Raw genomic sequence first — 26200 nt, 5'->3', positions numbered from 1 at the left:
ACAAGATTTGTTGAGGGGGCAGGGAGGGTATCGTCCCAATGGCTTCCTGGAAGTTAGCTAAAGGTCTTGTTTTGTGGGGAAGCTTCAGCCACAAGGAAGGAGTGGCAGGGAGCGAGCTGCAGGTTGCAGATATCCCAGGGGATAGATTTTGGGGCTAGACAGGCATCGTTCCCTCTGCGGCTGAAGCCGCTCCTGAGGTGATGTCTTAGCGGCGGGGCTGAAGCCCCGCCCCTTCAAAGCGATAGTTTGATGAGCTAACGCATTAGGTTTTTAGTGGCACTAGTGAAAAGCGGGAGAAAGCAGATTCCTCGTTTCACTCGGAATGACAACCAGAAAAGCAAAGACACCGACGCAAAAGCCAAAGTGGGGTGCGCTGCAAATCGCGCAGTCAGCACCCCACTAAAACCTGATTATTCGACACCGCTAACCTAGTTGTTCGCAGTCGCTGAAACCTTTAGCAGAACAACACCATGACTGGGAACGGTTGCAGTGTAGCTGTCCCCTGCAACGAGAACCTCTTCATGCTTCCACAGATCTGTGGCATGCAATGTCTTGGCGCCAAGCACGGCTCCAAGGTGCAGGCTGTCCCAGCGGAAACTTATCTGCACGGGATGGTCTCCTCTATTGAACAGGCCGACAGCCACAGCGTTATCTCGCAATGGCCGCACGAGGGTCACAGATTTATCTTGAACGGCAACCTCCTGCACTGGTTTTGCCAAAGGGTCCTGATCGATGGCAATGACATCGGCATTCAGCAGAATGGACTTAGTCTCGTCGCTCATATTGGCCACATCATTTCCGGCGATCAAGGGAGCCGCCAGCATCGACCAGAGACTCATGTGCGTGCGGTACTCGTCGGCGGTCATGCCGCCATTGCCGATTTCGAGCATGTCCGGGTCATTCCAATGGCCAGGCTGGGCGTAGGCGGAAATGTCGAGTTGGGCAAACCCGATTCGATCCATAGAAGCCCAGTTGTCCTGAATGTCGCCAGTGGTGCGCCACAGGTTTCCGCTTACCTCTGGTCCCCACTTCCATACGTCGCCGACGCCATACTCACAGAGGCTATAGACGATGGGCCTTCCCGTGTGCTGAAGAGCGTCGCCCATCTTCTGGTAGAGGCCGCGTGTCTCTTCGGCGGTCTGCTTATAGATCCGGCGAGCGCCGCATAGATCGTATTTGAGGTAGTCGATGCCCCAGGCGGCGTAGGTCTCTGCGTCCTGCTCTTCGTGTCCATAGCTGCCTTCGTAACCGGCGCAGGTCTCGGGGCCAGGCGAAGAGTAGATGCCGATCTTCAGCCCCTTGGAGTGCACATAGTCGGCGAGGGCTTTCATGTCGGGGAATTTAGTGTTGGTGGTGATGTTGCCCTTCGCGTCCCGAGCGCCCTCCCAGGTGTCGTCGATGTTGATGTACACGTAACCAGCTTTGCTCATGCCGCTGGCGACGATCGCGTCCGCGGTCTTGCGAACGGTTGCGTCGTCGACCTTTCCGGCAAACTTGTTCCAACTGTTCCAACCCATCGGTGGCGTTCGTGCCAGCCCATTGTCGGGGACGTCGTGAAGTTCAGGTAAGGCGAGCCTTGCGGGAGGCAAGGTGGCCTCGTAGGTGGAGCGCTCGGCAACTCCTTTTATAAGCTCTTTACGGGACATGGTCTGAAGCAGAAACTTTCCGTTTTCAAAGGTGCCGTCATAGGCTACCTGGCGTCCGGAAAAGCCTGCGCCGGGTGGAGCTGCCACCACTGTGGCGAAGTGCACCTGACCGTCTTTGAACGATCCAGTGAGCGGGATACCATTTGGGCCTCTGCCCAACAGACTGCCGGTAAGGGTTTCACCCTTCTGCTTCAACTCGAAATAGGTCTCTCTATAGGTTCCGTCTCCATTCGAGACCTTGAGTAGCCAATAGCCCGAGAGGTCGGTCTGCGCATACGCGACTGCGGTGCTGATCAGCAAACCAAGCAGGCAGCACGCGTGGGTGATGAAATTGAAATGCTTTGATGTAACCGATTTCATAATTTCTCCGTCGCGAGGAATTTTAGACTAGCTTTGTGGAGATACACAATCTTTCTTTGTGGAGGCGGGTTCGATGGCCGTAGTGCGCCAGCGATGATAGGTCTCAAGAGCAGGAACACGCGCAGAGCGCTATTTGGCTTTGACTGGGCCTGTGGACTCGCGAACGACCAGTTCGGTTGAAATTCTGTACTCCGTGCCATGAGCCGCGCGTTTGCTGCTGGCCGCATAGAGCGCCGTAAAGGCGCTCACTCCGATCTCAGCACGCGGAACACGAATTGTGGTGAGGGGTGGCTGCAGGAACTTGCTGATCTCGATATCGTCGAAGCCTATGACCGAGATGTCTCCCGGAACCTTCAGGCCGGCGGCATGAATTGCGCGGATGATGCCGATCGCGGTCAGGTCGTTCGAAGCAATCACGGCCGTCGGCGGCTGGCGTAGCTTCAGCAACTCCTCCATGGCACTCTGTCCGCCTTCAATGCGATGATCGCCACTCTTCCTATAGCTGGCGGCGGATTTCAGGCCTCTCTTCTTGAGAGAGAGCTCAAAGGCCTCGCTACGGATGTTGGCCGATGCGAGGGTAGCGGGACCACTTACGAAAGCGATCTTCTTGTGTCCCAGGCCCACCAGATGCTCGATGGCCTTTTCAATACCGTTGGAGTAATCGATGAAGATGTTGCTGATATACGGCCCTACACGGCCGGTATCGAGGAACACGATCGGGATGCCGCGCTTGTTCAAGAGCCGGATGAGATGGGGATCCATCTCCGAGGTCATGATGGCAACGCCGTCTACTTTGCGCTCCAGCATTCTGCGAACGCATAGCTGCATCCGCTGGGGCTGGTAGTCCGTATTCGCAATCAGCAGCTCCTGCCCGTGCTCGACCGCGATGCGCTCGAAACACTTGGCGATGTCCGGGAAGAAGGGGTTGCTGATATCGGAGATGATGAGGCCGTACATGTGGCTCTTGCCGGAGCCGAGGGTGCGCGCATGGGTGTTGGGGTAGTAGCCAAGGGCCTTGATTGCGCTACGCACGCGGCGCTCGGTGACGGCGCCGACTGGAACAGTGGCGTTTACAACCCTGGAGACAGTGGCTGTAGAGACGCCGGCTTTCTTTGCTACCTCTCGGATGTTCACGTGTGTGTGTGAGAGCGATCGCCTTTCCGCTTCCGTTACGATAGCGAATCTTGCAGCCGAATCCAAACAAGTCTATTCCGTTTATAGGACACACGCTTGATTCGGCAGGCCCGTTACTTGTCTAGTAGTACAGATGTACTTATGAGCCCTCCCCAAAAACCAGTCATTTCGACCGACCAACGGGAGCGGAGAAATGACAAGCGTAGGAGTAGTTAATGCTCTTTACAGGCGTGCCCATAGATCTCACCACAATTACAAGACGCGGCTGTGGCGATAGCCTTCGGCGGTGAGTGCGGCTAGTAACTCGTCGACCTGCTCGCGGCCACGGGTCTCCATCGTGATATCGATGGTCGTGTCGCCGAGATTCACGCCGTAGTAGGCACGGTTGTAGAGCGTGTCTACGATGTTGGCGCGGTGCTTGGCGATGATCTGCGTAAGATCTGTAAGCGCGCCGGGACGGTCTAGCAGGTGGATGCGCAGGCGGATCATACGTCCGTCCTGCACCAGGCCTCGCTCGATGATGCGGCTCAGCAGCGTAACGTCGATGTTGCCGCCCGATACCAGAACAGCGGTACGTGTGCCCTTGGGCAGGGCGGTGCGCTGTTGCAACATGGCGGCCAGAGCGGTTGCGCCGGCGCCTTCGGCAAGGGTCTTCTCGCGCTCCAGCAGGGTAAGGATGGAGCTGGCGATCTCGTCTTCGTCGACCGTGACGATCTCATCGACATACTTATCGACTACAGGGAAGGTGACCTCGCCTGCGCGGCGCACGGCGATACCGTCGGCGATCGTGGTTGCGGGTTCCAGCGTGGTGGGATGGTGCTCGCGGACGGCTCTCTGCATCGACGGCAGACGCGAGGTCTGTACGCCGATGACCCGCACGCTGGGCTTCGATTCCTTGACCGCACACGCGATGCCGCCGATGAGACCGCCGCCGCCGATGGGCACTACGACCGCCTGGAGGCCCTCAATCTGTTCCAGCAGTTCGAGCCCGATGGTTCCCTGCCCCGCCATGACGAGCGGATCATCGAAGGGATGAATGAAGGTCATGCCTTCGGCTTCACACAACCTGGTGGCTTCCGTGCATGCCTCGTCGTAGTTTGCGCCGTACAGTACGACCTCCGCGCCAAAGCCACGGGTGGCGGTAACTTTGACGAGCGGCGTGGTGAGCGGCATGACGATGACGGCGCGAATGCCGCGCTGCGTCGCGTGATAGGCCACACCCTGGGCGTGATTGCCGGCGCTGGCGGCGACCACGCCGCGAGCACCCTGCTCTGGGGTGAGCGTGGCGATCTTGTTGAGTGCCCCGCGCTCCTTGAAGCTGCCCGTCATCTGCAGGTTTTCGAGCTTCAGGAAGAGATCCTGGCCGGTAATGCGAGAGAGCATCTCGGAGTGGGTGCAGGGCGAGAGGTAGATGGAACCAGCGATACGCTCGCGGGCAGCGAGGATGTCGGTAAGCGTGAGGGTGGTGGTCATGGCAGGCATCGTATCTATCGTAATCCTTATGGCCTGAATATCCCGGGCATCCTGGCGTCAGCCTTCGATCGCGTGATCGGCCGGCAGATCGATGTCGCTCCACAGCTTTTGCGAAGTCCAGGGCGCGCTGGGAGCGGACCAGAAGCGCTCTTCCGGTGGCAAGCGCAGAGGCAGAAACGCGTTGGCACAGAGATACAGACTGCCTGTGGAGATGTAGCTCTCCCCCAGCGATGGCTGATGTCCGCTAAGACCGATGCGTAGCCAGCCGTTGGTGTCGAACGTTCCTTCTGGTGTCAATGTGCGGTGGATCACCGCGGCTAGAGCGCAGCGCACCTGCTCGGGCGAGAGGTCTTCGGGCAGCATCTGGCGCAGCGCGGCGTCGGCCAGCAGATGGAAGGCGCCGCAGCGATAGGTGATGGAACGGCCAATGGCCGGATAGCTGCCATCCGGCGCGATGAGCCGTTCCTGCATCTGGGCGTAGCGTGTGGCGCGCTTGTGGATGGCAGGGGCCATCGCCTTCCACGCGGCGTCCTGATCGCCTACGGCGTCGAGAATCGCGAGCAGGAAGGGATGCATGACGAACGAGTTGTAGTAGTCCCAGTGGAAGTGTGGACCGTCGCCATAAGCGCCATCGCCGACGTACCAGATCGCGAGTTCCCGCAAAGCGTTGTCGACTCGCGATCGGTCCCACGGCTCGCCCAGGATGAAAAGTGCGGCTTCGACAGCAGCGCTGAAGAGCAGCCAGTTGTTGAACGGAGGCTTGATCGGACGCGTAGCGCGGAGAGCCTCAGCTAACTGCTTGCGGACACTGTCATGAAGCGTTGATCCCAGAACTTGTGGAGCGCGCAGGACAGCGAGCGAGAGAAAGGCCGCGTCGACAAGAGTCTGCGAGTTGGCGCCGAATTCGAGATAGTCAGGCGAGTGCGGATCGATGCCTGCTGCCAGCGCATCGCTGGCCAGACCGACGTAATGAAGGCGTAGATCTCCCTCTGCACCCTGGGTCGGACCGTGCTCCAGCCAGGGCGCTATCCCGCTGAGGGTGCGGGCGAAGGCTTCGAGATAGGTGGTGTGGTGGCGGCTCTCTTCGTTGCCCTTGAACGCCTCGACGGGCATGAGCGCTTTGAGGCGGCGATGGCTGAGTGCGTCGAGCACCGGATGCGCGACGCGCTGCATCTGCTGCAGCCAGAAGGCGCGGTCGTTGGGGAGAGGTACAGGCTTTGCCTCCGCCGCGGCGATGCCGGGTAGCACCGTCGCGGCGGCGGTTGCCAGTGTCGACTTCAGGAGATCGCGGCGGCGCATAGGAGCTCCAGCTTAGCGCGTCTACCGGCTGAAGTGCGTCTGCTGCTTCTCGCGATGGCGCTCCAGCGCTAGCTCAATGAGTTTGTCGATGAGTTTTGAGTACGGGACACCGCTCGCCGCCCACAGCTTGGGGTACATGCTGATCGAGGTAAAGCCAGGCAGCGTGTTGATCTCGTTGAGGACGATTTCGGCAGGTTTACCTTTGACTGCGGGAGCCATCAGAAAATCGACGCGCGCGAGGCCTGCGCAGTCGCAGGCGCGGAAGGCCGCGATGGCCATGGCGCGAATCTTCTTCTCTTCGGCCTTCGTGAGCTTCGCGGGGATGATGCTGACGCTCTCGTCCGCGCCGTTGAGCTCGTACTTGGCCTCGTAGTCGTAGAACTCTTTGGCCGGCACGATCTCGCCGACGATGCTGGCTTCGGGCGCGTCGTTGCCGAGGACTGCAACTTCCAGTTCGCGCGGCTTTACGCCCGGGCCACCGACGCCTTGCTCGATGACGATCTTGCGGTCGAAGCTTGCGGCGAGGTCCATGGCCGCGGCCAGATCAGCGCGTGACTTTACTTTGCTGATACCGACCGAGCTGCCGAGGTTCGCGGGCTTTACGAAGACGGGATATTGCAGGGTTTTCTCGATGAGGCGCGTGGATTTCTTCGCGTCGGTGCGCCACTCGGAGCGCAGCAGCGTGACGTGGGGCGTCATCGGAAGGCCAGCGGCGAAGAACATCCGCTTCATCGCATCTTTATCCATGCCTGCGGAGGAGCCCAGCACGCCCGAACCTACATAGGCGATATCGGCGAGTTCGAAGAGACCTTGAATGGTGCCGTCTTCGCCGAAGGTGCCGTGCAGAACGGGGAAGACGACATCGAGGCCCGTACCTGCGGCCGGTTCGGCAGCGGCGGCGGCGATGGTGAGGCCGGCTTCGTCCTTAGAGTCTGTGGGAGTCGAATCGCCGCCGAGCAGGGCCTGTGCGGCGGAGCTTTGCAGCCAGCGGCCCTGTTTGGTGATGCCCAGCTCGACCACGTCGTACTTTTTGCGATCGATTGCCTTGAGGATGGAGCGGGCGGAGCGGAGCGAGATCTCATGCTCACCGCTCTTGCCGCCAAACAGAATGCCTACGCGTAGTTTCTTCTTTGCCATGTCAGTTCAAGTGTCGGACAGAGTGGGGCTGTGGGTGGGTAGCAATACGAGTGGGTGAACCTTGGTGTGTACTCGCCCGAACAAGCAACGGCAAAGGCCTTGACGCAAAGCTCGCAAAGGAAGAGCGCCAAGCTTCGCTACGGCTACCGTGGCGTCCTTTGCGTCTTTCCTCTGCGCCCTCTGCGTCAAGGCTTTTCGGGGTGCTACACGTTGAATTTGAAGAACAGAATGTCGCCATCCTTCACGACATATTCCTTGCCTTCGGAGCGCAGCAGGCCCTTTTCCTTTACGGCCTGCTCACTGCCCAGCGCAAACAGATCGCTGGATGCGTAGCAATCAGCCTTGATGAAACCGCGCTCGAAGTCAGAGTGGATGACGCCGGCCGCGCCCGGGGCCTTGGTGCCGCGCTTGATCGTCCACGCGCGGACCTCCTGCACGCCCGAGGTGAAGTAGGTGATGAGCCCAAGGAGGCGATAGGCGGCGTGGATCAGGCGATTGAGGCCTGGCTCTTCCAGCCCTGCAGCTTCGAGAAACTCAGCCCGTTCGGCTGGCTCGAGCTGTGCGATCTCCGCTTCCATCGCGCCACAGATGCGGACAACTTCAGAGTTCTCTTCGGCGGCGCGCTGCTCGACAATCTTGGTGTATTCGTTACCGGCCGCGATGCCGTCTTCGTCGACGTTGGCGACGTAGAGCTGCGGCTTCATGGTGATGAGGAAGAGGTCGCGAGCTACCAGCTTCTCGTCGTCTTCGAGCTCGGCGGTGCGGGCGGGTTTGCCGGCGTTCAGAACCACGAGGAGTTTCTGGATGGTGGAGAGCTCGGACTTCTGCGCAGCCGTGGCGGACTGCGATTTCGCCGCCTTTTCCGCCTTCGTCAGGCGCTTTTCCACGGTTTCCAGATCCGCGAGCAGAAGCTCGGTATTGATGATGTCCATATCGTGCTGCGGGTTGACGCCGCCCGCCACGTGGATGACTTCAGGGTCAGCGAAGCAGCGGACCACATGGAGGATGGCGTCGGTCTGGCGGATGTGGCTGAGGAACTGGTTGCCCAGGCCTTCGCCCTTGCTCGCGCCTTCGACGATACCGGCGATGTCGACAAACTCCATGGTGGTGGGAACGATGGAGTTGGGCTTGACCATGGTCACGATGCGGTCCATGCGCTCATCCGGCACGGGCACGATACCGACGTTGGGGTCGATAGTGCAAAAGGGGTAGTTCGCAGCCTGGGCCTTGGAGGCCGTCAGCGCGTTGAAGATGGTGGACTTGCCGACGTTCGGCAGACCTACGATTCCGCAATTCAAGGGCATTCTATTCAGGTTCCTTCTCTTCTATTGGAACATGCACGGGGCAGAAAGAGGCAAAAAGCCTTGACGCAGAGGGCGCAGAGGAAGAACGCAAAGGACGCCACGGCAGTCGTGGCGAGGCTTGGCGCTTTTCCTTTGCGTACTCTGCGTCAAAGCTTTTGGGGTGACTGCAGGCGTTCCGCTGCGTGTTTGCCCAGCTTCTTGAGCGCTTTGGTCACCTTTTTGCGCTCTTCTGGGTCCAGCACCTGCGTCAGGGAGTCGATCTCCCTGGCGTGGGCTGCGAAGACCTGCTCGATCAGGCCGCGGCCTTTGAGTGTTAGATCGACGATGCGCACCCTGCGATCGGCTTCGCTTTCGACCCTTGTTACTAACCCCCGGCCATGCAGCCGGTCGACCGCGACGCTGATAGACCCTGGCGTGAGAAACACCTTGGGTCCCAGGACGTTTACCGGCAGCGGCCCTTTGTGCAGCAGGGCCTCCAGCACCCGAAAGTCCGAGTCGCTAAGACCGCTGTCGCGCAGCGTGTGCATCGCATAGGCAGAGATGGAGTGGAAGGCTTTCATAAGGACAAGCCACAGTTGCACCCCGTCAGCCCTCTTGTCCGTCTTATTCGCCTTTTGCATCGTTTTCATACCTATTGACATCAATATAATTGATATCGATGAGAATAGGCCAAAATAATTGGCCGAAAAGAGGAAATATGCAGATCGGGATCGATAGTTTTGTAGAGACGGTTACCGGCACGGCGCAACCGGCGGGTGAACTTGCGGTGCAGCGCGTTGCCGAGCTGCTGGAAGAGATCGAATTGGCTGACCGTGTCGGCCTGGATGTTTATGGCATCGGCGAGCACCATCGCGAGGAGTACATTGCCTCTGCGCCGGCAGTCCTGCTGGCTGCTGCGGCAGCACGGACGAAGAATATCCGCCTGACCAGCGCGGTAACGGTGCTCAGTTCTGACGATCCGGTGCGTGTCTTTCAGGACTTCGCCACGCTGGACCTCATCTCGCGGGGACGTGCAGAGATGGTGGTGGGGCGAGGCTCGTTTATTGAGTCCTACCCGCTGTTTGGGTATGACCTGAAGCACTATGACGAGTTGTTCTCCGAGAAGCTCGATCTGCTACTGAAGCTGCGCGACGAGACACACGTGCAGTGGAAGGGCAAGCATCGGGCAGCGCTGACGGGACAGGGGGTATGGCCCCGGCCTGCGCAGGATGTGCTGCCGATACGGCTCGGCGTGGGTGGAACACCTGCATCGTTTGTACGCGCGGGAGTGCTGGGCTTGCCGCTGACGGTGGCGATCATCGGTGGTGAGCCGCACCGGTTTCGGCCGATGATCGACCTGTATCGCCAGGCGGGACTGCGGGCCGGACATGCTCCGGAGAAGCTGGATGTTGCCGTTCACGGGATTGGGTTTGTGGCCGACACGACCGAAGGCGCGGCGGACGACTTGTGGCCGTATCTCTCAATGGCGTTCACCCGGATCGGGCGCGAGCGTGGCTGGCCTCCTACGACACGAGCGGCCTACGATGCACAGCGCAGCGAACAGGGAGCGTACTTTATCGGCGATCCGGAGACGGTGGCGAAGAAGATGCGCTACGTGAGCGACGTGCTGGGTGGTGTCTCGCGCATTACGTTGATGTTGAGTGGCGGCCCGCTGCCTCATGCGAAGATGCTGCACGCGCTCGAGCTGCTCGGGACACAGGTGAAGCCGCTGGTAAATCAGTGGTCTGGGGGCAGTAAAAGTCTTCAGCTTTCTGAATCAGCGGTGTAATATCGGGGCGCACAGCGCTTTTCTCACCTGCCTTTCTATTCGCAATGACATTCTCGTGACAATGGAAGCTCCGGTTTGTTCTATTGTCATCTTGTGAGGAAAGCCAAGCACAGGTAGGCTTGTTCCGAGGTGAGGATGATGCAGCGTATGCAGGTGATCTGTGCGGTGGCTTTGGCGGCTGGGTTGATGACAACAGGAACGGCGATGGCGCAGGCCCATGCGGGTACGCCTCCGACGGCTCCTGTAACGAACAACCAAGCCGGCAATCAGGCTGCCAGCCAGGCACCGGTCCCAACAGGCCCCGCAGCCGAGGTACAGCGTGGTTACGCTGGGGTGAAGGCGAACATCCTGAAGGCGGCAACAGAGATGCCGGACGATGCCTATACCTATAAGCCCGAGCCTGACATCCGCACCTTTGCGCGCGTGGTGAATCACGTCAGCGAGGTGCAGTTGCGCATCTGCGGCTCCGTGAACCACAAAGACCCTGCCGACCTGTTCAAGGTTCCAGCGGAGACCGCCGACAAAGTAGCGATTGTGGAAGCCCTGAAGGCGTCGTTTACGGAGTGCGACAAGGCGTATGCGACCGCGACCGATACGAATCTGACCGAGATGTTCACCCTGGGCAAGGCAACCCGTTCGCGCATCGGGGCTCTTTGGGGCAATGTATCGCACGACAACGAACAGTATGCGACGCTTGCACTGTATATGCGCCTGAAGGGGCTCGTGCCGCCGAGCAGCGAGAAGTAACAGCAGCCAAGCATCTTATTCCTGCGACTCGACCGTCTATTCTGACTCGGGTAATTCGTTACAGAAGAGGTGCTGCATGGCATCGGCGTATGGCGCTCGGGTTCTCTGGATCGCGGTGCTTGCAGGTCTGGTCTTCCTTGGCCTTCAATTGATTCGTCCCACGCTGACCAATCCCCCGGTCACGGCGGAACTGCAAGCTCCTCCTGAGGTGCGGGCGGTGCTGCGGCAATCCTGCTATAGCTGCCACTCCAATGAGACGAAGCTGCCGTGGTTCGACCAGGTTGTGCCTGCCTACTGGATCGTGACGAAGGATGTGAAGGAAGCACGGGCGCATCTCAACTTCTCTGAGATTGGCAAACTGCCCGCCCCGCAACAGAAGGCCGCGCTGTATGAGGCGGTCAACATGATTCAACTTGGGGCGATGCCGCTGCCGTCGTATCTGCGGGTGCATCCCGGCGCTGCGGTTTCGGCGGAGAACCTGAAGGTGCTGCGCGACTATCTGAATCCGCCTGCACCCGCCGGGGCAGCCGCAGCAGCTGATACCAGCGCTGCCGATGCGCAATATAAAGGCTGGATCGCGGCCAGCAACCAGACGCTGACCGTGAAGGCCTCTCCGAACGGCATCGAGTTCCTGCCCGACTATAAGAACTGGAAGACCATCAGCTCCACCGACCGCTACGACAACCACACGATGCGCGAGATCCTGGGCAATGACGTTGCGGTAAAGGCCATCGCCGAGAACCACATCAACCCGTGGCCGGATGGCACAGCCTTCGCCAAGGTCGCATGGGCTCAGCAACCGGATGGAAAGGGTGTCTCTCAGACGGGCGCGTTTATCCAGGTTGAGTTCATGATTCGCGACAGCAAGAAGTATGCGTCGACCAAGGGCTGGGGCTGGGCACGGTGGCGAGGCACGGACCTGAAGCCCTACGGCAAAGACGCGGACTTCAGCAAAGAGTGCGTCGGCTGTCACGAGCCTGTGCGCCAGAACGACTATGTCTACACCATGCCGCTTGGAGGTCAACAGTGAGAGTACGAATGAAGCTGCTGGCTCCGGGTATGGTGTTCCTATGCAGCGTGCTGGGCTGCGCCAAGACCAATCCGCGTGTTGTGACCACGCTCAATACCGGCGCGATGCTTAACGGGGCGTTGCCCGCGAACCCGATACAGGGCCGCGTGATTACTTCGTGGATCGACAAGAACGCCGGAACGATGTCCACGCTCTATGGCAACGACGTTGCTGTGCAGTATGCGCGGACAGGTGCGCAGGTGGGTTATCCCGCGGGCTCGGCGTTGTCGGTTGTGACGTGGACCCAGAAGGAAGATCCGCGTTGGTTCGGGGGGAATATACCGGCGGCAGCGAAGTCCGTGGAGTACGTCACGATTGCGGCGGATAAGCACTACACCTATCAGCGGTATGAAGGCTCGCCGTTGAAGCAGGTGGATCAGGAGGCGGGCGTTACGCCGAATGATCGCGAGAGCTATCTGCTTTCGCAGCGTGCGGCGGTGATGCCGTAGTTTTTTGTACCACGCATTGCCTTGTTGTCCCGACCTATCCCGAAATCTGTCATCTCGACCGGAGCATGATGGTTTTATCGTCATGCGAAGTGGAGAGACCTGCAGGTTTGTTTGCGCAGGCGATAGGTGCCCGTACGAGCAAGCTGCAGGTCTTGACGCAAAGCGCGCCACAAACATTTGCATCGCGATCTGCAACCTGCAGGTCTCTCCACCGCGGCGGCAAAGAACGCCGCCTTCGGTCGAGATGACAAATCTGGGGTGAGACGAGATGACAAATTTATAGGTAGCGCTCAAACATTTCGCCGCCACTCCGTCGGCGTAGCGCCTGCGCTTTGCCGGAAGACCCTCGAGAACTGGCTGGCGCCTGCGAAGCCTGTAGCGGAGGCGACCTGTTCGATGCTCCACTCAGGCCGCAGTAGAAGTTCCTTGGCGCGCTGCACTCTTTTTTGCAGGATGTACTGATGCGGTGTCGCGCCCACACTTTGCCGGAAGGATCGCGCGAAGTGGAACGGGCTCAGCCCTGCCAGGTCCGCCAACTCCTGCAGGCGAAGCTCACCATCAAGATGCTCTTCGATGTATGCGAACACCTGCTTGAGACGTGGCTGGGAGAGGCCACCCTTGAGCGGAACCAGCGGTGCGGAGATGTGCCCGTACTTGCGGATGAGCGCGATCGACAGGGACATTCCCAACAGGTCGCCGTAGAGAGAGCCCATGGGCCAGCCTGCAGCCATCTCGCGGTCCATCTCCGTCAGCAAGAGTTGAAGCTGCTCATCCTGAAACGACCATTGGTTTTCGAAGTCGCACAGACCCTTGAGCTCCATCTGCTCTGCGGCCTGGCGCAATAGCGACGGCTGGAGGGACGTGACGATACGCTGTGAGGGACCATGCCAAAGCAGGCTGTCGCGCGTTCCGGGTGTGAGAAAGATGAGGTTGCCGACGCCCGACCGTATACGGCCACTGCGGCCGGACGAGTTCCAGTCCATCTCTACCGGTCCGCTGGTCTGCAGGTGCAGGCAGAAGGTATCGTGTTCGTGCACAGGGATCTCGACGGCGCCGAGGCGATGTTTCTCCATCACCAGGCCGGACCAGGGCGAGCGCGAGCTATCGGTAAGCGGACGGCCAGGAAGCAGCGGCACAGACCGCGTTCCTACCAACACAGAGACGCGCTTCGACGGCGTGCTTTCGTCTCGCTGCGTCGTGTTGCCTTCGCCGGGCCGATGCATCCGCGACCTCCTGTTCCATCATAGTTCCCGCAAGAATCGTCAAGCCGCAGCAAGATCTGCGAGGTGCTCGATGGGGCTATCCGTTATCTCTTGAGAAGAGGTATACGAAGATGGGCATCATCCAGGGCGTAGTCGATGGCTTCATCATGACGGTAGGCATCACCCCACCCACTCCCGAGAAGAAACGCGGCGCAGCGATCTTCATCGCGACCGGGTTGATTGGGACGGTGGTGGGTGTGGCGGCGCTGTTTGCTTTGCTTATGACGAGGGTGCTGCGGTAGTAACCGGGCGCTGTCTCACGTTACGGGTGCATGCAATCATTGCAGATGGTTGTGTCAACGATGGCCATCATTAGTTCCGCACTCGGCTCCGGCGCAGTTCGGTAAGATCACCTTCCCACTGGATCTTGCCATGAAGCTTGCGGATGCCCGTTTGGGCTTTCGTCTGTATAAGCAGACGTAAAGCTACTTCGACGACGGCACGTTTGGTGGATTCACCGCTCAAACGCAAGGCCTCGGTCATCAGTTGGTCGTCGATTTCAATGCTCGTTCGCACAAAGGCTCCAATGTGTAGGGCTGACGTATTTTGGTGTATGAACACTAGCGGTTTCTATAACATCCAACAAGAGCGGTTGGGCTTCGCCCGATGCCCACCTTAGGCACGATGGGGCCGCGCCGAAGATAGGGCACCCGGCATTAAGAATGCGGAATCTCATTCATCATCAAAGAATGAATTCGACACATGAGTGCATCACGTGGGCCAAACGAAATAACGTGTGCTGTCACTACGACTGAGCGATCCAATTCCAATGAGATCCCAGCCGATTGAATCCCCACCTTTTCTGCGTGCTTCGGAATAGGAGGCGAGGTAGCTCCTTATAAGTCTCGATATTTGCTTATCAAGCACGGCAAAGCAGTTACGATCGTTACAGAACCAGTAATGTTTTCCCCAACCTTGCGTGATTCCCCTAATTCTGCGGAAGGTATTGAACAAAGCTAATTTTTCATCATAGATACCAGTCGCAGCATAATTCTCAAGCCATATTCGGCTTTCGGTCAGAACACTTGACACTGAATTGATTAGCCGATCTCTCGAGTCTTTATTTGGTCGGATTAATCCATTGCAAAGCTCAATACCGAGAAATTCGAACCCTTTCTTTGCAGTACTGCGTTGTGTCTTGCTTTCCGAAACGCTGAGGCCGAGCTTCCTGAGAATTGCAAGTGCTTTTTGAAACTGGTTCTCCGCTGCCGATTTATTCGGAGCCAGGATAATGAAGTCATCGATATAGCGAATACATCGAATATCTGTCGATTCATTGAGTTTTTTATCGAAATCGTAAAGATACAGGTTTCCGAGCAATGGTGAAAGAGAATTCCCCTGCGCTACACCAATATCTTCGATAGGAAAGGCAGCGGCATGCTTTTTCAAGCTTGCCATATTCTCCAATTCAACCTTAATGGCCTCTGAAAATAACTTCATAAAGGCTTCATCGCACACAACTTCGCTGATCATCGAGGTGATTGTCGATTTGGGAATCTTGGTAAAGAAGTCAGAAATATCAGAACGGACAATATATTGCGAGCCCTTTCCGATGGCGTCGAGAGCACTGTGAATGGCTGCTGGAACCGCCGTTATCTCGTCTTTTTCCTGTCCTTTTTGAATTCCACCAAAACTGTGGGGTGTCTTTATGTACATCTGGAGTTTAGGCATGCTGACCAAAACATCGTGGATGGCACGCTGAACAATTCTCGATGGCAGAGGGGCAATAACTAGTGGACGAAAGTCCTTCTTATTCTTCTTTAGGATTCTTTTGCCGGTAGCTGGCGCAAACTTGAACCAACCGCCCTGCAATTGGCGTTGAATTCGAGTGACATTTTCGATCGAGTCAGCCTCGAAGGCCGCAACCGCATCACGTGTCTCTTCAGATTTCGAACTCTTTGCATTACGCCGAATAGCTGCCCATGCACGTCCGAGAATCCGCAGACTTCGCACTTGTTCAATCGGTAGCTTTTCCACTGTCTAGAGGTCCCGTTGGTAAACCCAACCAATCCGACAACTAAGGTCTGAGCCCAGCGAAGGTACCGTGAGGCCCGGTTCGCTCAATCGAGACTTTCGCCTCGAAGCTGCATTGTGCCCGATGTTCGCGGGTTCCCCCACTCACAACGACGCTCAACACAAGGGTCAGACCTCTAGGATAGGCCTGTGTCACGCGAAGAGCAAGCGAAAACTAGCCGAGCCTTATGGGTAGATCCTATTCAGCGTACGTGCAAACGGAATCGTCTCACGCACGTGTTCGAGCCCACAGATCCATGCCACAGCGCGCTCGATTCCCATGCCGAAGCCGGAGTGCGGGACGCTGCCGTATTTGCGCAGGTCGAGGTACCACTGGAAGGCGGCCAGCGGCAGGTTGTGCTGCTCGATGCGGGACTTGAGCAGGTCGTAGCTGTCCACGCGCTGCGAGCCGCCGATGATCTCGCCATAGCCTTCAGGCGCGAGCACATCTACGCAGAGAGCCTTGGTCGGATCCTTGGGGTCGGGTTGCATGTAGAAGGCTTTGACCTCGGCCGGATAGCGATGCACCATGACCGGCCTGTCGAATTGATTGCTGATGTAGGTCTCATCGGGGGAACCGAAGTCGTCGCCATAGGTGTGCACGTTTTCGATCAGACCCTTGGCGTGGGCGTCGACCAGCATCTGGTGGGCTTCATCATACGAGAGACGCGGAAATGCACCTGGCGCGGCGACAGCCTCCAGCTTTGCGACATCCTTGCCGATGACCTTGAGGTCTGCGCGGTGGGTTTCGAGTACGCGGGTGACGATGTGCGTGAGGAAGCCCTCGGCCAGGTTCATCAAGCCGTCGAGGTCGAGGTAGGTGACCTCGGGTTCGATCATCCAGAATTCCGTGAGGTGACGGCGGGTCTTCGACTTCTCCGCGCGGAAGGTGGGGCCGAAGCTGTAGACCTTACCGAGAGCCAGAGCCGTTGCCTCGATGTAGAGTTGGCCTGACTGCGTGAGGTAGGCTTTGTCGTTGTCGAAGTAGTCCATCTCGAACAATTCACTTGTGCCTTCGCAGGCGTTGGGCGTGAGGATGGGTGGATCGGTGCGGATGAAGCCGTTGGTGTCGAAGTACTCGGCTGCGGCACGCATAATCGTCGCGCGTACGCGCAGGATCGCCGACTGGCGCGGTGTGCGCAGCCAGAGGTGGCGGTGTTCCATGAGGAAGTCGACGCCGTGCTCTTTGAGCGAGATGGGGTAGGGTGTGTCGTCGGCGATGCGCTGGGTGACGGAGACGTTCTCGACGTCGAGTTCGAAGCCGGAGGGCGCGCGGCTGTCGGCGCGGACTTTGCCGGTGACGACGACGCTTGACTCCAGGGTGAGGTTCTTCAGGGTGTCGAAGACCTCTTCCGGCACGGCGGCTTTGGGGACGATGCCCTGGATGGTGCCGGAGCCGTCGCGGAAGGTGGGAAAGAGCAGTTTGCCGGAGGAGCGGAGGTTATAGAGCCAGCCGCGGAGGGTGATGGTCTGGCCTTCGTGCTGGCCGATTGTGGCGATGGTGGTGATGGGGGCGTTTGTTTCGATGGACATGAGATGTCCAGTTTACGCGGGTAAAGTGGCGACCGCGAAGGCGGTAGTGAGACAAAGATAGGCAGGAGCGGTCGGACTTCGTCCGATGCCCACCTTAGCGACGATAAAACCGTCGCGAAGATGGGGCACCCGGTTTCGGGATGAAACTAGTTAGCTGCGGCTTCGAGTAGCTTCCAGGCTGCTCGAGACTCTACTTCGATCTGTTTTGCGTCCTGGCCCAGTTCGTGGGTGATTTCGAGGATGCCCACGGGTAGCCGCTTGAGCGCGGAGATGTACTTCACCACGCGGTTCCACTCGACCGTGCCGTTGCCGGGCCAGAAGTGCTCGTCCTTGCCATTTTCGGGGCGAACGCCGAAGTTGTCGTGCAGGTGCAGTTCGGCGATGCGGTCGCCAAAGGCCTCGAAGGCCTGCGCGATGCCGTCTTTCGCGGCGTGGTCGCCGGTTTCGGGCAGCGGTTCCACGAGATTGGCGTGACCGGTATCGAGGCAGAAACCCACGTTGTCGAAGTGGCCGGCGCGGACGATCTCGACGAGATGTGCCGGTGTGGCGACATCGTTGTTCAGGTTCTCCAGCAGCAGCTGCATGCCGAGCGGGGAGGCGAAGGCCTTGAGGTGCTCGATCGCGGTCATGGAGTCGTCGAGGGAACGGGTGTCCCAGTGGTCGTCTTTGAGGCCGAGGTGGATCACACAGGAGCGGAAGGGTACCTGCTCGGCGGATTCGAGAGCGCGCTTGACCTCGTCCATGGCCTCGATGCGGGTGGACTTATTCAGGTCGATCAGGTTGAGAGCGGGCGCGGTATGGCGGCTCCAGTTGGAGTCGTCGTCGCTGTTGAAGAGCGGCATGTGGAGCGAGGCCGTGACCTCATTGGAACGGAACCAGTTGGCTATTTCGCGCACGGCGGCGCGATCGGAGTAGTCGAAGTGATGGCGTGCAGCGAAGATCTCAATGGCCTGCGCCCCGCCGCGCTTAAGCGCTTCGAGCAGTCCCGGCGTGAGGCGTTGGGCCAGAAAAACGTGAGTCGAAATTCCTTGTTGCATTTCCTTTCAGGCTATCCCATGGGAGGGAGGGTGGGTGTGAATTATGGTGAGAATCCGTGATTTGGCGTAGAGTTTCGACAGTTCGCGGAAGCTCGTTCACCACACATTCATAGAAATCTCGTCTTATAACCCTATGTCTAAGCGTCTGTTAGCTCTCGCTCTCGTTACGGTCACCGCGGCGCCGCTGTTCTCCCAGACGCCTACCCGAGCGTCCCAGCCGGTCCTCCTGATCTCTATCGATGGCATGCGCCCCGACTACGTCACTCAGGCTGACGAGCACCATCTGCGCATCCCCACGCTGCGGCACATCCTTGCCGAGGGCACGCACGCCGCGGGGGTTAACGGGGCCTTCCCGACCGTTACCTATCCCAATCACACCACGCTGGTTACGGGCGTCTGGCCTGCTGAGCATGGCATCCTGAACAACACGCGCTTCGATCCCGAACGCAAGCTCAACGGCGCGTGGTACTGGTACGCCGACCAGATCAAGGTGCCGACGCTTTGGGATGCCGCGCACGCTGCCGGACTGCACACAGCCAGCGTGGGATGGCCGGTTACGGCAGATTCCAACACCATCGATTACCTCATTCCCGAGTACTGGCGCGGCACGTCGCCCGGCGATGCCATCAACCCGGACGACCGCCTGCTGATGAATGCGGTCTCCCGCCCGGACGGAGAGCTTGCTCGGATCGCCCAGCGCTCCGGCACGCCTTACATGATGGGCAATGACACGAGCCTTGCCGGCGACGAGGTCAAGACCGTCTATTCACTGGACATCCTCAAACAGCACAAGCCGGAGTTCATGACGATCCACCTGAGCTCGCTTGACGAAGAGGAGCACCTGCATGGACCGTTCAGCGAGGAGGCTGACCAGGATCTCGAAGGCCTCGACGGCATGGTTGCCCGGTTGGCGGCGCAGGAGCTGGAGAACTATCCGAACGCGCTGATCGCTGTCGTCTCCGACCATGGGTTTGCGCCCGTGGAGCACTCGACCAACCTCTATATTCCTTTTATCGAAGCGGGGCTGATCCAGACGGGCAAATCGGCCAGCGGGGCGCTACAGGTGAAGTCCTGGCAGGCCGAGCCGTGGCCCGCCGGCTGCGTGACGCCGATTGTGCTGCATGACCCCTCCGACACGGCTACGCGAGACAAGGTGCGCACGCTGCTGGACAAGCTCGCAGCCGATCCGGCCAATGGGATCGAGGCCATCCTGGACCATGACTCTGTCGTGGCGCTGGGCGGCTTCCCTGATGCTCCTTTCGTGGTTACGCTGCGGTCGGGATACTGCAACGGCGCCGCTTTGAGCGGCCCGCTGGTTACCGACTCAAGCCCGCTGAAGGGAGCGCATGGGTATAACCCAGCCACCACGCCGGCGATGCGGGCTTCGTTCTTCGTTATGGGCAATGGCGTTGCACGGGGCAAGTACCTGGGCGTTGTGGATATGAGGCAGATTGCGCCGACCTTGGCGAAGGCTCTGGGGATTACGTTGTCTACGGCGGCGCAACAGCCGTTGGCGGTGCGTTAACTGGTTTATTGCCATAGCTTAGGAAAGCTTTAACGCAGAGGTCGCGGAGGTTTCGCGGAGGCCGCGACGGCGTCCGTGGTTACCTCTGTAACCTATGGGCTAAAAGACCACTCCCTGCTGCCGCGCGAACGAAAAACGGTGGCTTCGATACAATCGAAGGTTGGAAGGTCCATAAGGAGCTACAGCCGCCGATGAGTTGGTTCAAGCGCGACAATCACGAGATCGTCCCTACGCCGGACCATGAGGTCCGTACCAAGGGACTCTGGACCAAGTGCGGCAACTGCGGTAAGACGCTCTGGAAGGCCGAGCTGGAGAACAACCTCCAGGTGTGCCCGCACTGCGGCTATCACTTCAAGTTCGACGCCCGCTCCCGTATTGAAAGCCTGCTCGAACCCGGCTATGAGCTGGTCGACCTGGAACTGCGGTCGACCGATCCGCTGGAATTTACCGACCTTAAGCCCTATAAGCAGCGGCTGGCGCAGGCCCAAAAGAAGACCGGGTTGAACGACGCCATCATCAATGCCATTGGCAAGATCGGTGAGCAGGACGTGGTGCTTTCGGTGATGGAGTACGGCTTCATTGGCGGCTCGATGGGAGCAGTCGTAGGCGAGACGATCGCCCGCGCTGTGGACCGGTCCCTGGAGACGAGAGTTCCACTGATTATTGTCTCGGCTTCGGGCGGCGCGCGCATGATGGAGGGCATCGCCAGCCTGATGCAGCTGGCGAAGATATCGGCGGGTCTGGCGAGGATGGACGACGAGAAGATTCCCTACATCAGCGTGATGACCGACCCCACGACCGGCGGCGTGACAGCGAGCTTTGCCATGCTGGGTGACCTGAACATCGCCGAGCCTGGTGCGCTGATCGGCTTTGCCGGTCCGCGCGTTATCGAGCAGACCATTCGGCAGAAACTGCCGGAGGGCTTCCAACGCTCGGAGTTCCTGCTAACCCACGGGTTTCTCGATGAGATCGTGCCACGCAAGGAGCTGAAGGGCTATCTCGGACAGGCGCTGGGGTGGATGACGGCGAGCAGTAAAGCGCAGGTTCCGGCTCAGCTCTAACCATGCACGAAGCTCAACCATCCCGCACCGCCCTACGTGTAGCCCTGCGGCGTGCGGCGCACCAAGTCCATGATGCTCCGCCACTGGTCTTCGAGGATCCGCTGGCTGTACGCATCCTCGGCCGGGAGCATCGCGAAGAGGTAAAACGTACACCCGATAGCCTGAAGCGGCCATTCTCGGCGGCGCTGCGAGCCTTCATGGTTGCTCGTGCGCGGTTGGCGGAAGACACCCTCGCCCATGGCATCTCGGCCAATGGGACACAACAATATCTGGTGCTCGGAGCTGGGCTCGACACCTTTGCCTATCGCAATCCGTTCGCGCAGGTGCGGGTCTTCGAGGTGGACCACCCGGCGACGCAGGCCTGGAAGCGCGAGTGCCTCGCGGCTGCAGGGATTGCGATTCCCGAGACAATGACGTTTGTGCCTGTCGACTTCGAACGGCAGTCTTTAGCTGAAGAGCTAGCGGTCGCGGGCTTCGACCGCACGCTGCCGACAGTGACAGCGTGGCTCGGCGTGGTGCCGTATCTCACGCTGGAGGCCTTTCGCGGGACGACCTCGTTGCTGGGCAGCTTCGCGGCAGGCAGCAGCGTAGTCTTCGACTACTCGCAGCCGCGCGAGGTGCTGCCGCTGGTCGAGCAGAAGATGCTGGATTCCATGTCGGAACGTGTGGCGCTGGCAGGTGAGCCGTTCCAGCGCTTCTTCACGCCGGAGACGCTGGCTGCGGAGCTCGCACTGGCGGGGTTGAGTGCGGTCGAGGACCTCGATAGCACGGCGCTGACGGCGAGGTTCTTCAGCGGGCGTAACGACGGTCTGCTGCTGCGGGGCAACGGTGGTCGGATGTGCGTGGCACAGAGCAGGTGATGCATTCGGCTGTTCTGATTCTCGGCACAGATGAAGGACGGGAGAAAGCAAGTTCGCTCGCTCGCTGCACTCGGAATGACAACCAGAAAAGCAAAGACAAGAGCAGATTCCCTGCGGGAATGACAGAAAGAAAAGCAACGGCGTCGGCGACGACAAAATAGATACTCCGCTAGGCTACTGAAGGACATCCAAGAGATGGAGAAACTGTGACGTACCCTGAAACACTGGACAAACTGGCAAACATGGGCCCGGAGTTGCGCTCCGGCAAGACCAGCGGGCCTCCGCGCAAGTTTTCGCTCGAGCACATCGGAGCGCTGCTGGAGGCGCTCGACAATCCGCAGCATCGCTTCCCGGCTGTACTGATCGCGGGCACCAACGGTAAGGGATCGACTGCAGCAACACTGGCCTCGATCGCGAACGCAACGGGCTTGCGGACGGGACTCTATACTTCGCCGCATCTGCTGCAGGTGAATGAGCGCCTCCACATCTCGATGGACGGCAAGCTCGCCGAGATAACGGACGACGACTTTGCCCGTAACTTTACGCGCGTCGACGATGTGGCAAACGAGCTGGTCGAGCAAGGTACGCTGCCGCACTACCCCAGCTTCTTCGAGATCCTCACCGCTGCTGCATTTTGCTACTTCAGCGAACAGCACATCGAGCTTGCTGTGCTGGAGGTGGGCCTCGGCGGACGGCTCGACGCGACCAATATCGTCGAGCCGCTGGTGTCCATCCTCACCGACATCGGCATTGACCACACCGACTATCTCGGCAACTCCATTGGCGCTATTGCAACGGAAAAGGCGGGGATCCTGCGCCAGGACGGCGTACTGGTGACGCTCTCACAACATCCCGAAGCCAACGCCGTCATCGGCGAGGTAGCGATGGCGAAGAACGTGCGCGGCGTGGATGCGGCGCGTTGTCTGCCGCCTAGAGAGCAGGAGACAGGAAACAGGAAGCAGGAAACAGGGCTCGGGTCTCCGCTCACGCGGAACCGTTACGATCTCTCCATCGACGGTGCGGTGCTGCACATCGACTCACCGTTGGCGGGGCAGCATCAACAGCGCAATATTGCCCTGGCTGTTGCGGCAGCGATTGAACTGCGCACCAACCATGGGTTCAACATTCCGAATGCGGCTATCGAACAAGGCATACGTGCGACCGAGTGGCCGGGACGGCTGGAGTGGATTGCCTCTCGTCGTGGCCATGCACCTTTGCTGCTCGACGTGGCGCACAATCCTGCAGGTGCGTGGACGTTGCGTGCGGCTCTCGCGCAACTGCCCGATGAGATGCCGCGCACGCTGATCTTCTCGTGCCTTGCCGACAAGCAGATCGACGAAATGGCGCAGGTGCTGCTGCCACTCTTCGACTCCGCGTCAGGAGACCCGGCACGTGCGCACGATCATGTGATCCTGGCCCCTATTCAGAATCCGCGCGCAGCCAGCGTCGAAGAGTTGTTGACTGCGGCGCACAAGCTCGAGGTGCCTGCCCACGCGGCACCGCATCTGCCGGGAGCGCTGGCACAGGCTGAGGCTATTACGCCGCGCGAGGGTGTTATCGTTGCGACCGGGTCGATCTTTCTGGTGGGTGAGTTGAGGGCGCTCGTGTTGGCGGAGTAGTTGTTATTGCACTCTGACGTGGTGGCACCAAATGCGGGGGGCCTTCCCCATTCGACTACGCTCAGGGTTCAGGATGACGGCGAAAAACAAACAGCGTCGGGGCGGTTTAGCATAGCCATAGATGCCAGCAGCGAACGAGACTCTCCAGCCCGAAGAACAGACGGAACGCACACCAGCGCCGCGGTCGCCGGTGCCCTTCGCACTGCGCTGGCTCAATTACCTGTTCTGTCTGCCGATGGTCGGCCTTGCGACTATCTTCTTCGGCACGATTTCGCTCGCCTGCGGCTTGTGGGATAAGAATGGCAGCCAGCAGCATTTCATCGCCCGGCAGTGGGCGCGTGTGCTGCTGCGTATCGCGCTGTCGCCGGTAACGCTGGAGCATGCCGAGCGGCTGCATGTCCATGAGACCGCCGTCTACGCCAGCAACCACCTTAGCTACTACGACACGCCGGTGCTCTTCGCGAAGCTGCCGTTTCAGTTCCGCATCCTGGCGAAGGCTCCTTTGTGGAAGATCCCGTTCATCGGCTGGTATCTTGACCGTTCGGGCCAGGTGCCCATCGACCAAAGCTCCGCGCGGGCAGGCATCGTGAGCCTATCTCGCGGTGTGAAGACCTTGCAGTCCGGAATGCCTATGGTGATCTTCCCCGAAGGCGGTCGCGCGGCGACAGGAGAGCTGAAGGAGATGGTCGCCGGCGCGGCGTGGCTTGCGATCAAAGCCCAGGTTCCACTCGTTCCGCTAACGCTCGTGGGTACCTATGAGCTATTGCCGATCCATGTCTACGCGTTGCGCCCGCGACCGCTGAAGCTGATCGTCGGTGAGCCAATCTCAACCGTCGGCATGACGACGCGTGATGCCGATGCGCTGACACAGCGGCTGCGCAATGAGATTTATGCAACGTATGTAGCGCACCACGGCTGAGGTTTTTCGCCGCAAACGAAAAGCAGATCCCCTGCGGGGATGACAGAAAGAAAAACAACAGCAAAAGAAGAAAGACAACAGCAAGAGCGGCAAGGCTAAAGCTGCTGTCAGGTTCGGCAGCGGCCGCTCTAATACCCTGCGGCTTTGCCGAAGTGGTGCCGATTGTCGTGTCCGCCCATCAACTCGCCGGTTTTGGGATCGACGGCGATCAGTTCGCTGTCGCCCCACTGGCCGGCGCTCTTCTCGTCAAACTCAGCCTCGCGTTTGGTGATGTAGCCCGAAGCTTTCAGAGCGTCGATGGTGTCCAGAGGGAACTTCTTCTCGAACTGCAGAACGTCCGGCAGATATTGATGGTGGAAGCGCGGTGCGTCGGCCGCGGCCTGGATGTCGAGGCCGTTGTCGAGCACACTGATGAGGTCGTTGGCGACCGTGGTGATAATGGTCGAACCACCGGGTGAGCCGAGCACGAGACGCAGCTTGCCAGGGTGGACCACAGACGATGTGGTGCGGCCCAGGAGCTTGTGATACGTGTAGCTCGGTGCCTCGCTGACGATGGTCGGAGTCATCGAGCTGAGCGGACGTTTGCCCGGAGCAATCGCGTTCGCGGGACCCTGGATCAGCCCGAAGCCATTGGGTACGCCCATCTTGGAGGCGAAGTCGTCCATCTCGTCGTTGAGCAAGAATCCGAGGCCATCGACGGTGACGCCCGACCCGAAGCCGAAGTTCAACGTGTAGGTGCTGGACACTGCGTTGCCGTCGGCGTCGACGACAGAAAAGTGCGTCGTCTGCGGCGATTCGTGGGTGGGCGCCTCTTGTTTCGGCGGCTCGGGCATGAAGCCTGTTGGGCGAACCAGCGTTGCGGAGGGCGAGGGTTTGGTGGGGTCGATCGTCTTGCGCCAGGCCGCGGCGTATTGGGGGTCGGCCATCTGCGCGAGCGGTATGGTGTTGAAGTCGGGGTCGCCGAGGTAGTCGCCGCGATCCATGTAGGCGCGGCGGAAGGCCTCGGTGATGATGTGGATCTGTGCAGGGCTGCGGTCGGGGCCGAGTTTCGGGAGATCGTAGCCGCTGAGGATGTTCAGCGTCTCGAGCAGAACGATGCCGCCGGAGCTGGGCGGCGGTGAGGTCAGCACCTCATAGCCGTGATAGTGGCCGACCAGCGGGGTGCGCTCCTTGACCTCATAGGCGGCGAGGTCCTGCGCGGTGATGAGGCCTTTGTTGGCCTGTTCGAAGGCGGCGATCTCGGCGGCGAGCTTACCTCTGTAGAAATCATCAGGATCTGTGGCGATTCGTTGCAGAGTTCGTGCGAGCTCGGGCTGCTGAAAGCGTTCGCCGGCTTCATAGAACCTGCCGTTGCGTTGGAAGATGCGGTAGGAGGCGGGAAACTGGCCGAGGAGACTGCTATGCAAAATGCGTGCCTCTTCGTCGGTGAGGACGTAGCCGTCGCGCGCGAGCCTGATGGCCGGCTGCATGACCTTCGCGAGGCCCAGCCTGCCGTACTGCTTTTCGGCGTAGGTCAGCCCCGCAACCGTGCCGGGAACGCCGCTGGCCTTGGAGCCTACCGTAGACATCTTTGGGATCACATTTCCCTGGGCGTCGAGGTACATGTCGGTACTGGCAGCGGAGGGGGCTTTCTCGCGGTAGTCGAGGAAGTGCGGCTGGCCGTGGGCGAAGGTTTTGGTACCGGGGCGGATGAGCATGAAGCCTCCGCCGCCAATGTTGCCGGCTGCCGGGTACACCACCGCCAGGGCAAAGCCGACGGCAACGGCTGCATCGACAGCATTGCCGCCTTCGCGCAGGATCTCCACGCCGGCGTCCGTAGCGTCGTGGTGGATGCTGGTCACCATGGCGTGCTGGGCGCGGACAGGAGCGGTTTGTGCAGCAGCGAAGGGCGATGCCAGCAGCGCGAGACTGAGAGCGACGGAAGAGGTTCGTGTGAAGCGGGCCATTTCGTCTCCGTAGATGGGACTAAGGATATCGCGGGTATC

The 26200-nt window shown here is 59.6% G+C and carries 23 protein-coding genes; 10 read left to right on the top strand and 13 right to left on the bottom strand.

Features of this window, described 5'->3' with window-relative positions:
* Positions 1-428 precede the first annotated feature (428 nt).
* From GSQ91_RS07895 to GSQ91_RS07865, 7 genes are all read right to left on the bottom strand, one after another.
* A complete protein-coding gene (locus GSQ91_RS07895) occupies positions 429-2006 on the bottom strand; it encodes a glycoside hydrolase family 27 protein (protein ID WP_158820865.1) in 1578 nt (525 codons plus the stop codon).
* A 129-nt stretch (positions 2007-2135) separates the two neighbouring features.
* Positions 2136-3140, bottom strand: coding sequence for a LacI family DNA-binding transcriptional regulator (locus GSQ91_RS07890; RefSeq protein WP_158820863.1), 1005 nt, complete (start codon positions 3138-3140; stop codon positions 2136-2138).
* 252 nt (positions 3141-3392) lie between these two features.
* Positions 3393-4622 carry a threonine ammonia-lyase gene (gene ilvA, locus GSQ91_RS07885; RefSeq protein WP_158820861.1) on the bottom strand — a complete coding sequence of 410 codons (1230 nt, stop codon included), beginning with the start codon at positions 4620-4622 and terminating at the stop codon, positions 3393-3395.
* 48 nt (positions 4623-4670) lie between these two features.
* Positions 4671-5912 (bottom strand): DUF2264 domain-containing protein, encoded by a 1242-nt coding sequence (locus GSQ91_RS07880; RefSeq protein WP_158820859.1) that lies wholly within the window; start codon positions 5910-5912, stop codon positions 4671-4673.
* Positions 5913-5933: 21 nt separating this feature from the next.
* Positions 5934-7049 carry a D-alanine--D-alanine ligase family protein gene (locus GSQ91_RS07875; RefSeq protein WP_158820857.1) on the bottom strand — a complete coding sequence of 372 codons (1116 nt, stop codon included), beginning with the start codon at positions 7047-7049 and terminating at the stop codon, positions 5934-5936.
* Positions 7050-7252: 203 nt separating this feature from the next.
* Positions 7253-8353, bottom strand: coding sequence for a redox-regulated ATPase YchF (gene ychF / locus GSQ91_RS07870; protein ID WP_158820855.1), 1101 nt, complete (start codon positions 8351-8353; stop codon positions 7253-7255).
* Positions 8354-8499: 146 nt separating this feature from the next.
* Positions 8500-8973: a MarR family winged helix-turn-helix transcriptional regulator gene (locus GSQ91_RS07865; protein WP_254064416.1), complete on the bottom strand. Its 474-nt coding sequence runs from the start codon at positions 8971-8973 to the stop codon at positions 8500-8502.
* A 77-nt stretch (positions 8974-9050) separates the two neighbouring features.
* Between GSQ91_RS07865 and GSQ91_RS07860 the strand changes: the two genes are divergently transcribed.
* The 4 genes from GSQ91_RS07860 (at position 9051) to GSQ91_RS07845 (ending at position 12386) form a co-directional block, all read left to right on the top strand.
* Positions 9051-10121, top strand: a complete 1071-nt coding sequence (locus GSQ91_RS07860; RefSeq protein WP_158820851.1) for an Atu2307/SP_0267 family LLM class monooxygenase — start codon at positions 9051-9053, stop codon at positions 10119-10121.
* Positions 10122-10268: 147 nt separating this feature from the next.
* Positions 10269-10868, top strand: a complete 600-nt coding sequence (locus tag GSQ91_RS07855; protein WP_254064415.1) for a DinB family protein — start codon at positions 10269-10271, stop codon at positions 10866-10868.
* A 76-nt stretch (positions 10869-10944) separates the two neighbouring features.
* Positions 10945-11898, top strand: coding sequence for a heme-binding domain-containing protein (locus GSQ91_RS07850; RefSeq protein ID WP_158820849.1), 954 nt, complete (start codon positions 10945-10947; stop codon positions 11896-11898).
* On the top strand, positions 11895-12386 hold the full coding sequence (locus GSQ91_RS07845; protein ID WP_158820847.1) for a hypothetical protein: 492 nt from the start codon (positions 11895-11897) through the stop codon (positions 12384-12386). Before GSQ91_RS07850 ends, GSQ91_RS07845 begins: the two co-directional genes overlap by 4 nt.
* 290 nt (positions 12387-12676) lie before the next feature.
* On the opposite strand, the gene GSQ91_RS07840 is transcribed toward GSQ91_RS07845, so the two are convergent.
* The gene (locus GSQ91_RS07840) at positions 12677-13609 is read right to left on the bottom strand and encodes a helix-turn-helix domain-containing protein (RefSeq protein ID WP_158820845.1); all 933 of its coding nucleotides are present in this window, start codon (positions 13607-13609) and stop codon (positions 12677-12679) included.
* A gap of 110 nt (positions 13610-13719) precedes the next feature.
* Between GSQ91_RS07840 and GSQ91_RS07835 the strand changes: the two genes are divergently transcribed.
* Positions 13720-13890 carry a hypothetical protein gene (locus tag GSQ91_RS07835; RefSeq protein WP_158820843.1) on the top strand — a complete coding sequence of 57 codons (171 nt, stop codon included), beginning with the start codon at positions 13720-13722 and terminating at the stop codon, positions 13888-13890.
* Positions 13891-13960: 70 nt separating this feature from the next.
* On the opposite strand, the gene GSQ91_RS07830 is transcribed toward GSQ91_RS07835, so the two are convergent.
* The 4 genes from GSQ91_RS07830 to GSQ91_RS07815 form a co-directional block, all read right to left on the bottom strand.
* Entirely contained in the window at positions 13961-14164 is a 204-nt protein-coding gene (locus GSQ91_RS07830) for a type II toxin-antitoxin system VapB family antitoxin (protein ID WP_158820841.1), read from the bottom strand.
* Positions 14165-14359: 195 nt separating this feature from the next.
* Positions 14360-15625: a reverse transcriptase domain-containing protein gene (locus GSQ91_RS07825; protein WP_158820839.1), complete on the bottom strand. Its 1266-nt coding sequence runs from the start codon at positions 15623-15625 to the stop codon at positions 14360-14362.
* Between the two features lie 222 nt (positions 15626-15847).
* Positions 15848-17194: an asparagine--tRNA ligase gene (gene asnS, locus GSQ91_RS07820; RefSeq protein ID WP_158820837.1), complete on the bottom strand. Its 1347-nt coding sequence runs from the start codon at positions 17192-17194 to the stop codon at positions 15848-15850.
* Positions 17195-17340: 146 nt separating this feature from the next.
* Positions 17341-18231 carry a sugar phosphate isomerase/epimerase gene (locus tag GSQ91_RS07815; RefSeq protein ID WP_158820835.1) on the bottom strand — a complete coding sequence of 297 codons (891 nt, stop codon included), beginning with the start codon at positions 18229-18231 and terminating at the stop codon, positions 17341-17343.
* A gap of 133 nt (positions 18232-18364) precedes the next feature.
* Between GSQ91_RS07815 and GSQ91_RS07810 the strand changes: the two genes are divergently transcribed.
* The 5 genes from GSQ91_RS07810 (at position 18365) to GSQ91_RS07790 (ending at position 24215) form a co-directional block, all read left to right on the top strand.
* A complete protein-coding gene (locus GSQ91_RS07810; protein WP_158820833.1) occupies positions 18365-19756 on the top strand; it encodes an alkaline phosphatase family protein in 1392 nt (463 codons plus the stop codon).
* A gap of 191 nt (positions 19757-19947) precedes the next feature.
* Positions 19948-20817, top strand: a complete 870-nt coding sequence (accD, locus tag GSQ91_RS07805; protein ID WP_158820831.1) for an acetyl-CoA carboxylase, carboxyltransferase subunit beta — start codon at positions 19948-19950, stop codon at positions 20815-20817.
* Between the two features lie 2 nt (positions 20818-20819).
* Complete coding sequence (locus GSQ91_RS07800) at positions 20820-21677, top strand: class I SAM-dependent methyltransferase (protein WP_158820829.1); 858 nt, start codon at positions 20820-20822, stop codon at positions 21675-21677.
* A gap of 206 nt (positions 21678-21883) precedes the next feature.
* Positions 21884-23296: a folylpolyglutamate synthase/dihydrofolate synthase family protein gene (locus GSQ91_RS07795; RefSeq protein WP_158820827.1), complete on the top strand. Its 1413-nt coding sequence runs from the start codon at positions 21884-21886 to the stop codon at positions 23294-23296.
* A gap of 121 nt (positions 23297-23417) precedes the next feature.
* A complete protein-coding gene (locus GSQ91_RS07790; protein WP_158820825.1) occupies positions 23418-24215 on the top strand; it encodes a 1-acyl-sn-glycerol-3-phosphate acyltransferase in 798 nt (265 codons plus the stop codon).
* 128 nt (positions 24216-24343) lie between these two features.
* Here GSQ91_RS07790 and ggt read toward each other — a convergent pair whose 3' ends face one another.
* Positions 24344-26161, bottom strand: coding sequence for a gamma-glutamyltransferase (gene ggt / locus GSQ91_RS07785; protein ID WP_158820823.1), 1818 nt, complete (start codon positions 26159-26161; stop codon positions 24344-24346).
* Positions 26162-26200: the final 39 nt, after the last annotated feature.

It is taken from the genome of Granulicella sp. S156 (genome assembly GCF_009766105.1).
In the GTDB taxonomy this organism is placed as follows: domain Bacteria; phylum Acidobacteriota; class Terriglobia; order Terriglobales; family Acidobacteriaceae; genus Granulicella.
This window is presented reverse-complemented; position numbering and strand designations above follow the sequence as displayed.

Bases quoted from the DNA above. Each gene is read 5' to 3' on its own strand.
- GSQ91_RS07895 (WP_158820865.1), bottom strand. From the start codon at position 2,006: ATGAAATCGGTTACATCAAAGCATTTCAATTTCATCACCCACGCGTGC.
- ilvA (WP_158820861.1), bottom strand. From the start codon at position 4,622: ATGCCTGCCATGACCACCACCCTCACGCTTACCGACATCCTCGCTGCC.
- GSQ91_RS07880 (WP_158820859.1), bottom strand. From the start codon at position 5,912: ATGCGCCGCCGCGATCTCCTGAAGTCGACACTGGCAACCGCCGCCGCG.
- GSQ91_RS07875 (WP_158820857.1), bottom strand. From the start codon at position 7,049: ATGGCAAAGAAGAAACTACGCGTAGGCATTCTGTTTGGCGGCAAGAGC.
- ychF (WP_158820855.1), bottom strand. From the start codon at position 8,353: ATGCCCTTGAATTGCGGAATCGTAGGTCTGCCGAACGTCGGCAAGTCC.
- GSQ91_RS07865 (WP_254064416.1), bottom strand. From the start codon at position 8,973: ATGCAAAAGGCGAATAAGACGGACAAGAGGGCTGACGGGGTGCAACTG.
- GSQ91_RS07860 (WP_158820851.1), top strand. From the start codon at position 9,051: ATGCAGATCGGGATCGATAGTTTTGTAGAGACGGTTACCGGCACGGCG.
- GSQ91_RS07855 (WP_254064415.1), top strand. From the start codon at position 10,269: ATGCAGGTGATCTGTGCGGTGGCTTTGGCGGCTGGGTTGATGACAACA.
- GSQ91_RS07850 (WP_158820849.1), top strand. From the start codon at position 10,945: ATGGCATCGGCGTATGGCGCTCGGGTTCTCTGGATCGCGGTGCTTGCA.
- GSQ91_RS07840 (WP_158820845.1), bottom strand. From the start codon at position 13,609: ATGCATCGGCCCGGCGAAGGCAACACGACGCAGCGAGACGAAAGCACG.
- GSQ91_RS07835 (WP_158820843.1), top strand. From the start codon at position 13,720: ATGGGCATCATCCAGGGCGTAGTCGATGGCTTCATCATGACGGTAGGC.
- asnS (WP_158820837.1), bottom strand. From the start codon at position 17,194: ATGTCCATCGAAACAAACGCCCCCATCACCACCATCGCCACAATCGGC.
- GSQ91_RS07815 (WP_158820835.1), bottom strand. From the start codon at position 18,231: ATGCAACAAGGAATTTCGACTCACGTTTTTCTGGCCCAACGCCTCACG.
- GSQ91_RS07810 (WP_158820833.1), top strand. From the start codon at position 18,365: ATGTCTAAGCGTCTGTTAGCTCTCGCTCTCGTTACGGTCACCGCGGCG.
- accD (WP_158820831.1), top strand. From the start codon at position 19,948: ATGAGTTGGTTCAAGCGCGACAATCACGAGATCGTCCCTACGCCGGAC.
- GSQ91_RS07800 (WP_158820829.1), top strand. From the start codon at position 20,820: ATGCACGAAGCTCAACCATCCCGCACCGCCCTACGTGTAGCCCTGCGG.
- GSQ91_RS07790 (WP_158820825.1), top strand. From the start codon at position 23,418: ATGCCAGCAGCGAACGAGACTCTCCAGCCCGAAGAACAGACGGAACGC.
- ggt (WP_158820823.1), bottom strand. From the start codon at position 26,161: ATGGCCCGCTTCACACGAACCTCTTCCGTCGCTCTCAGTCTCGCGCTG.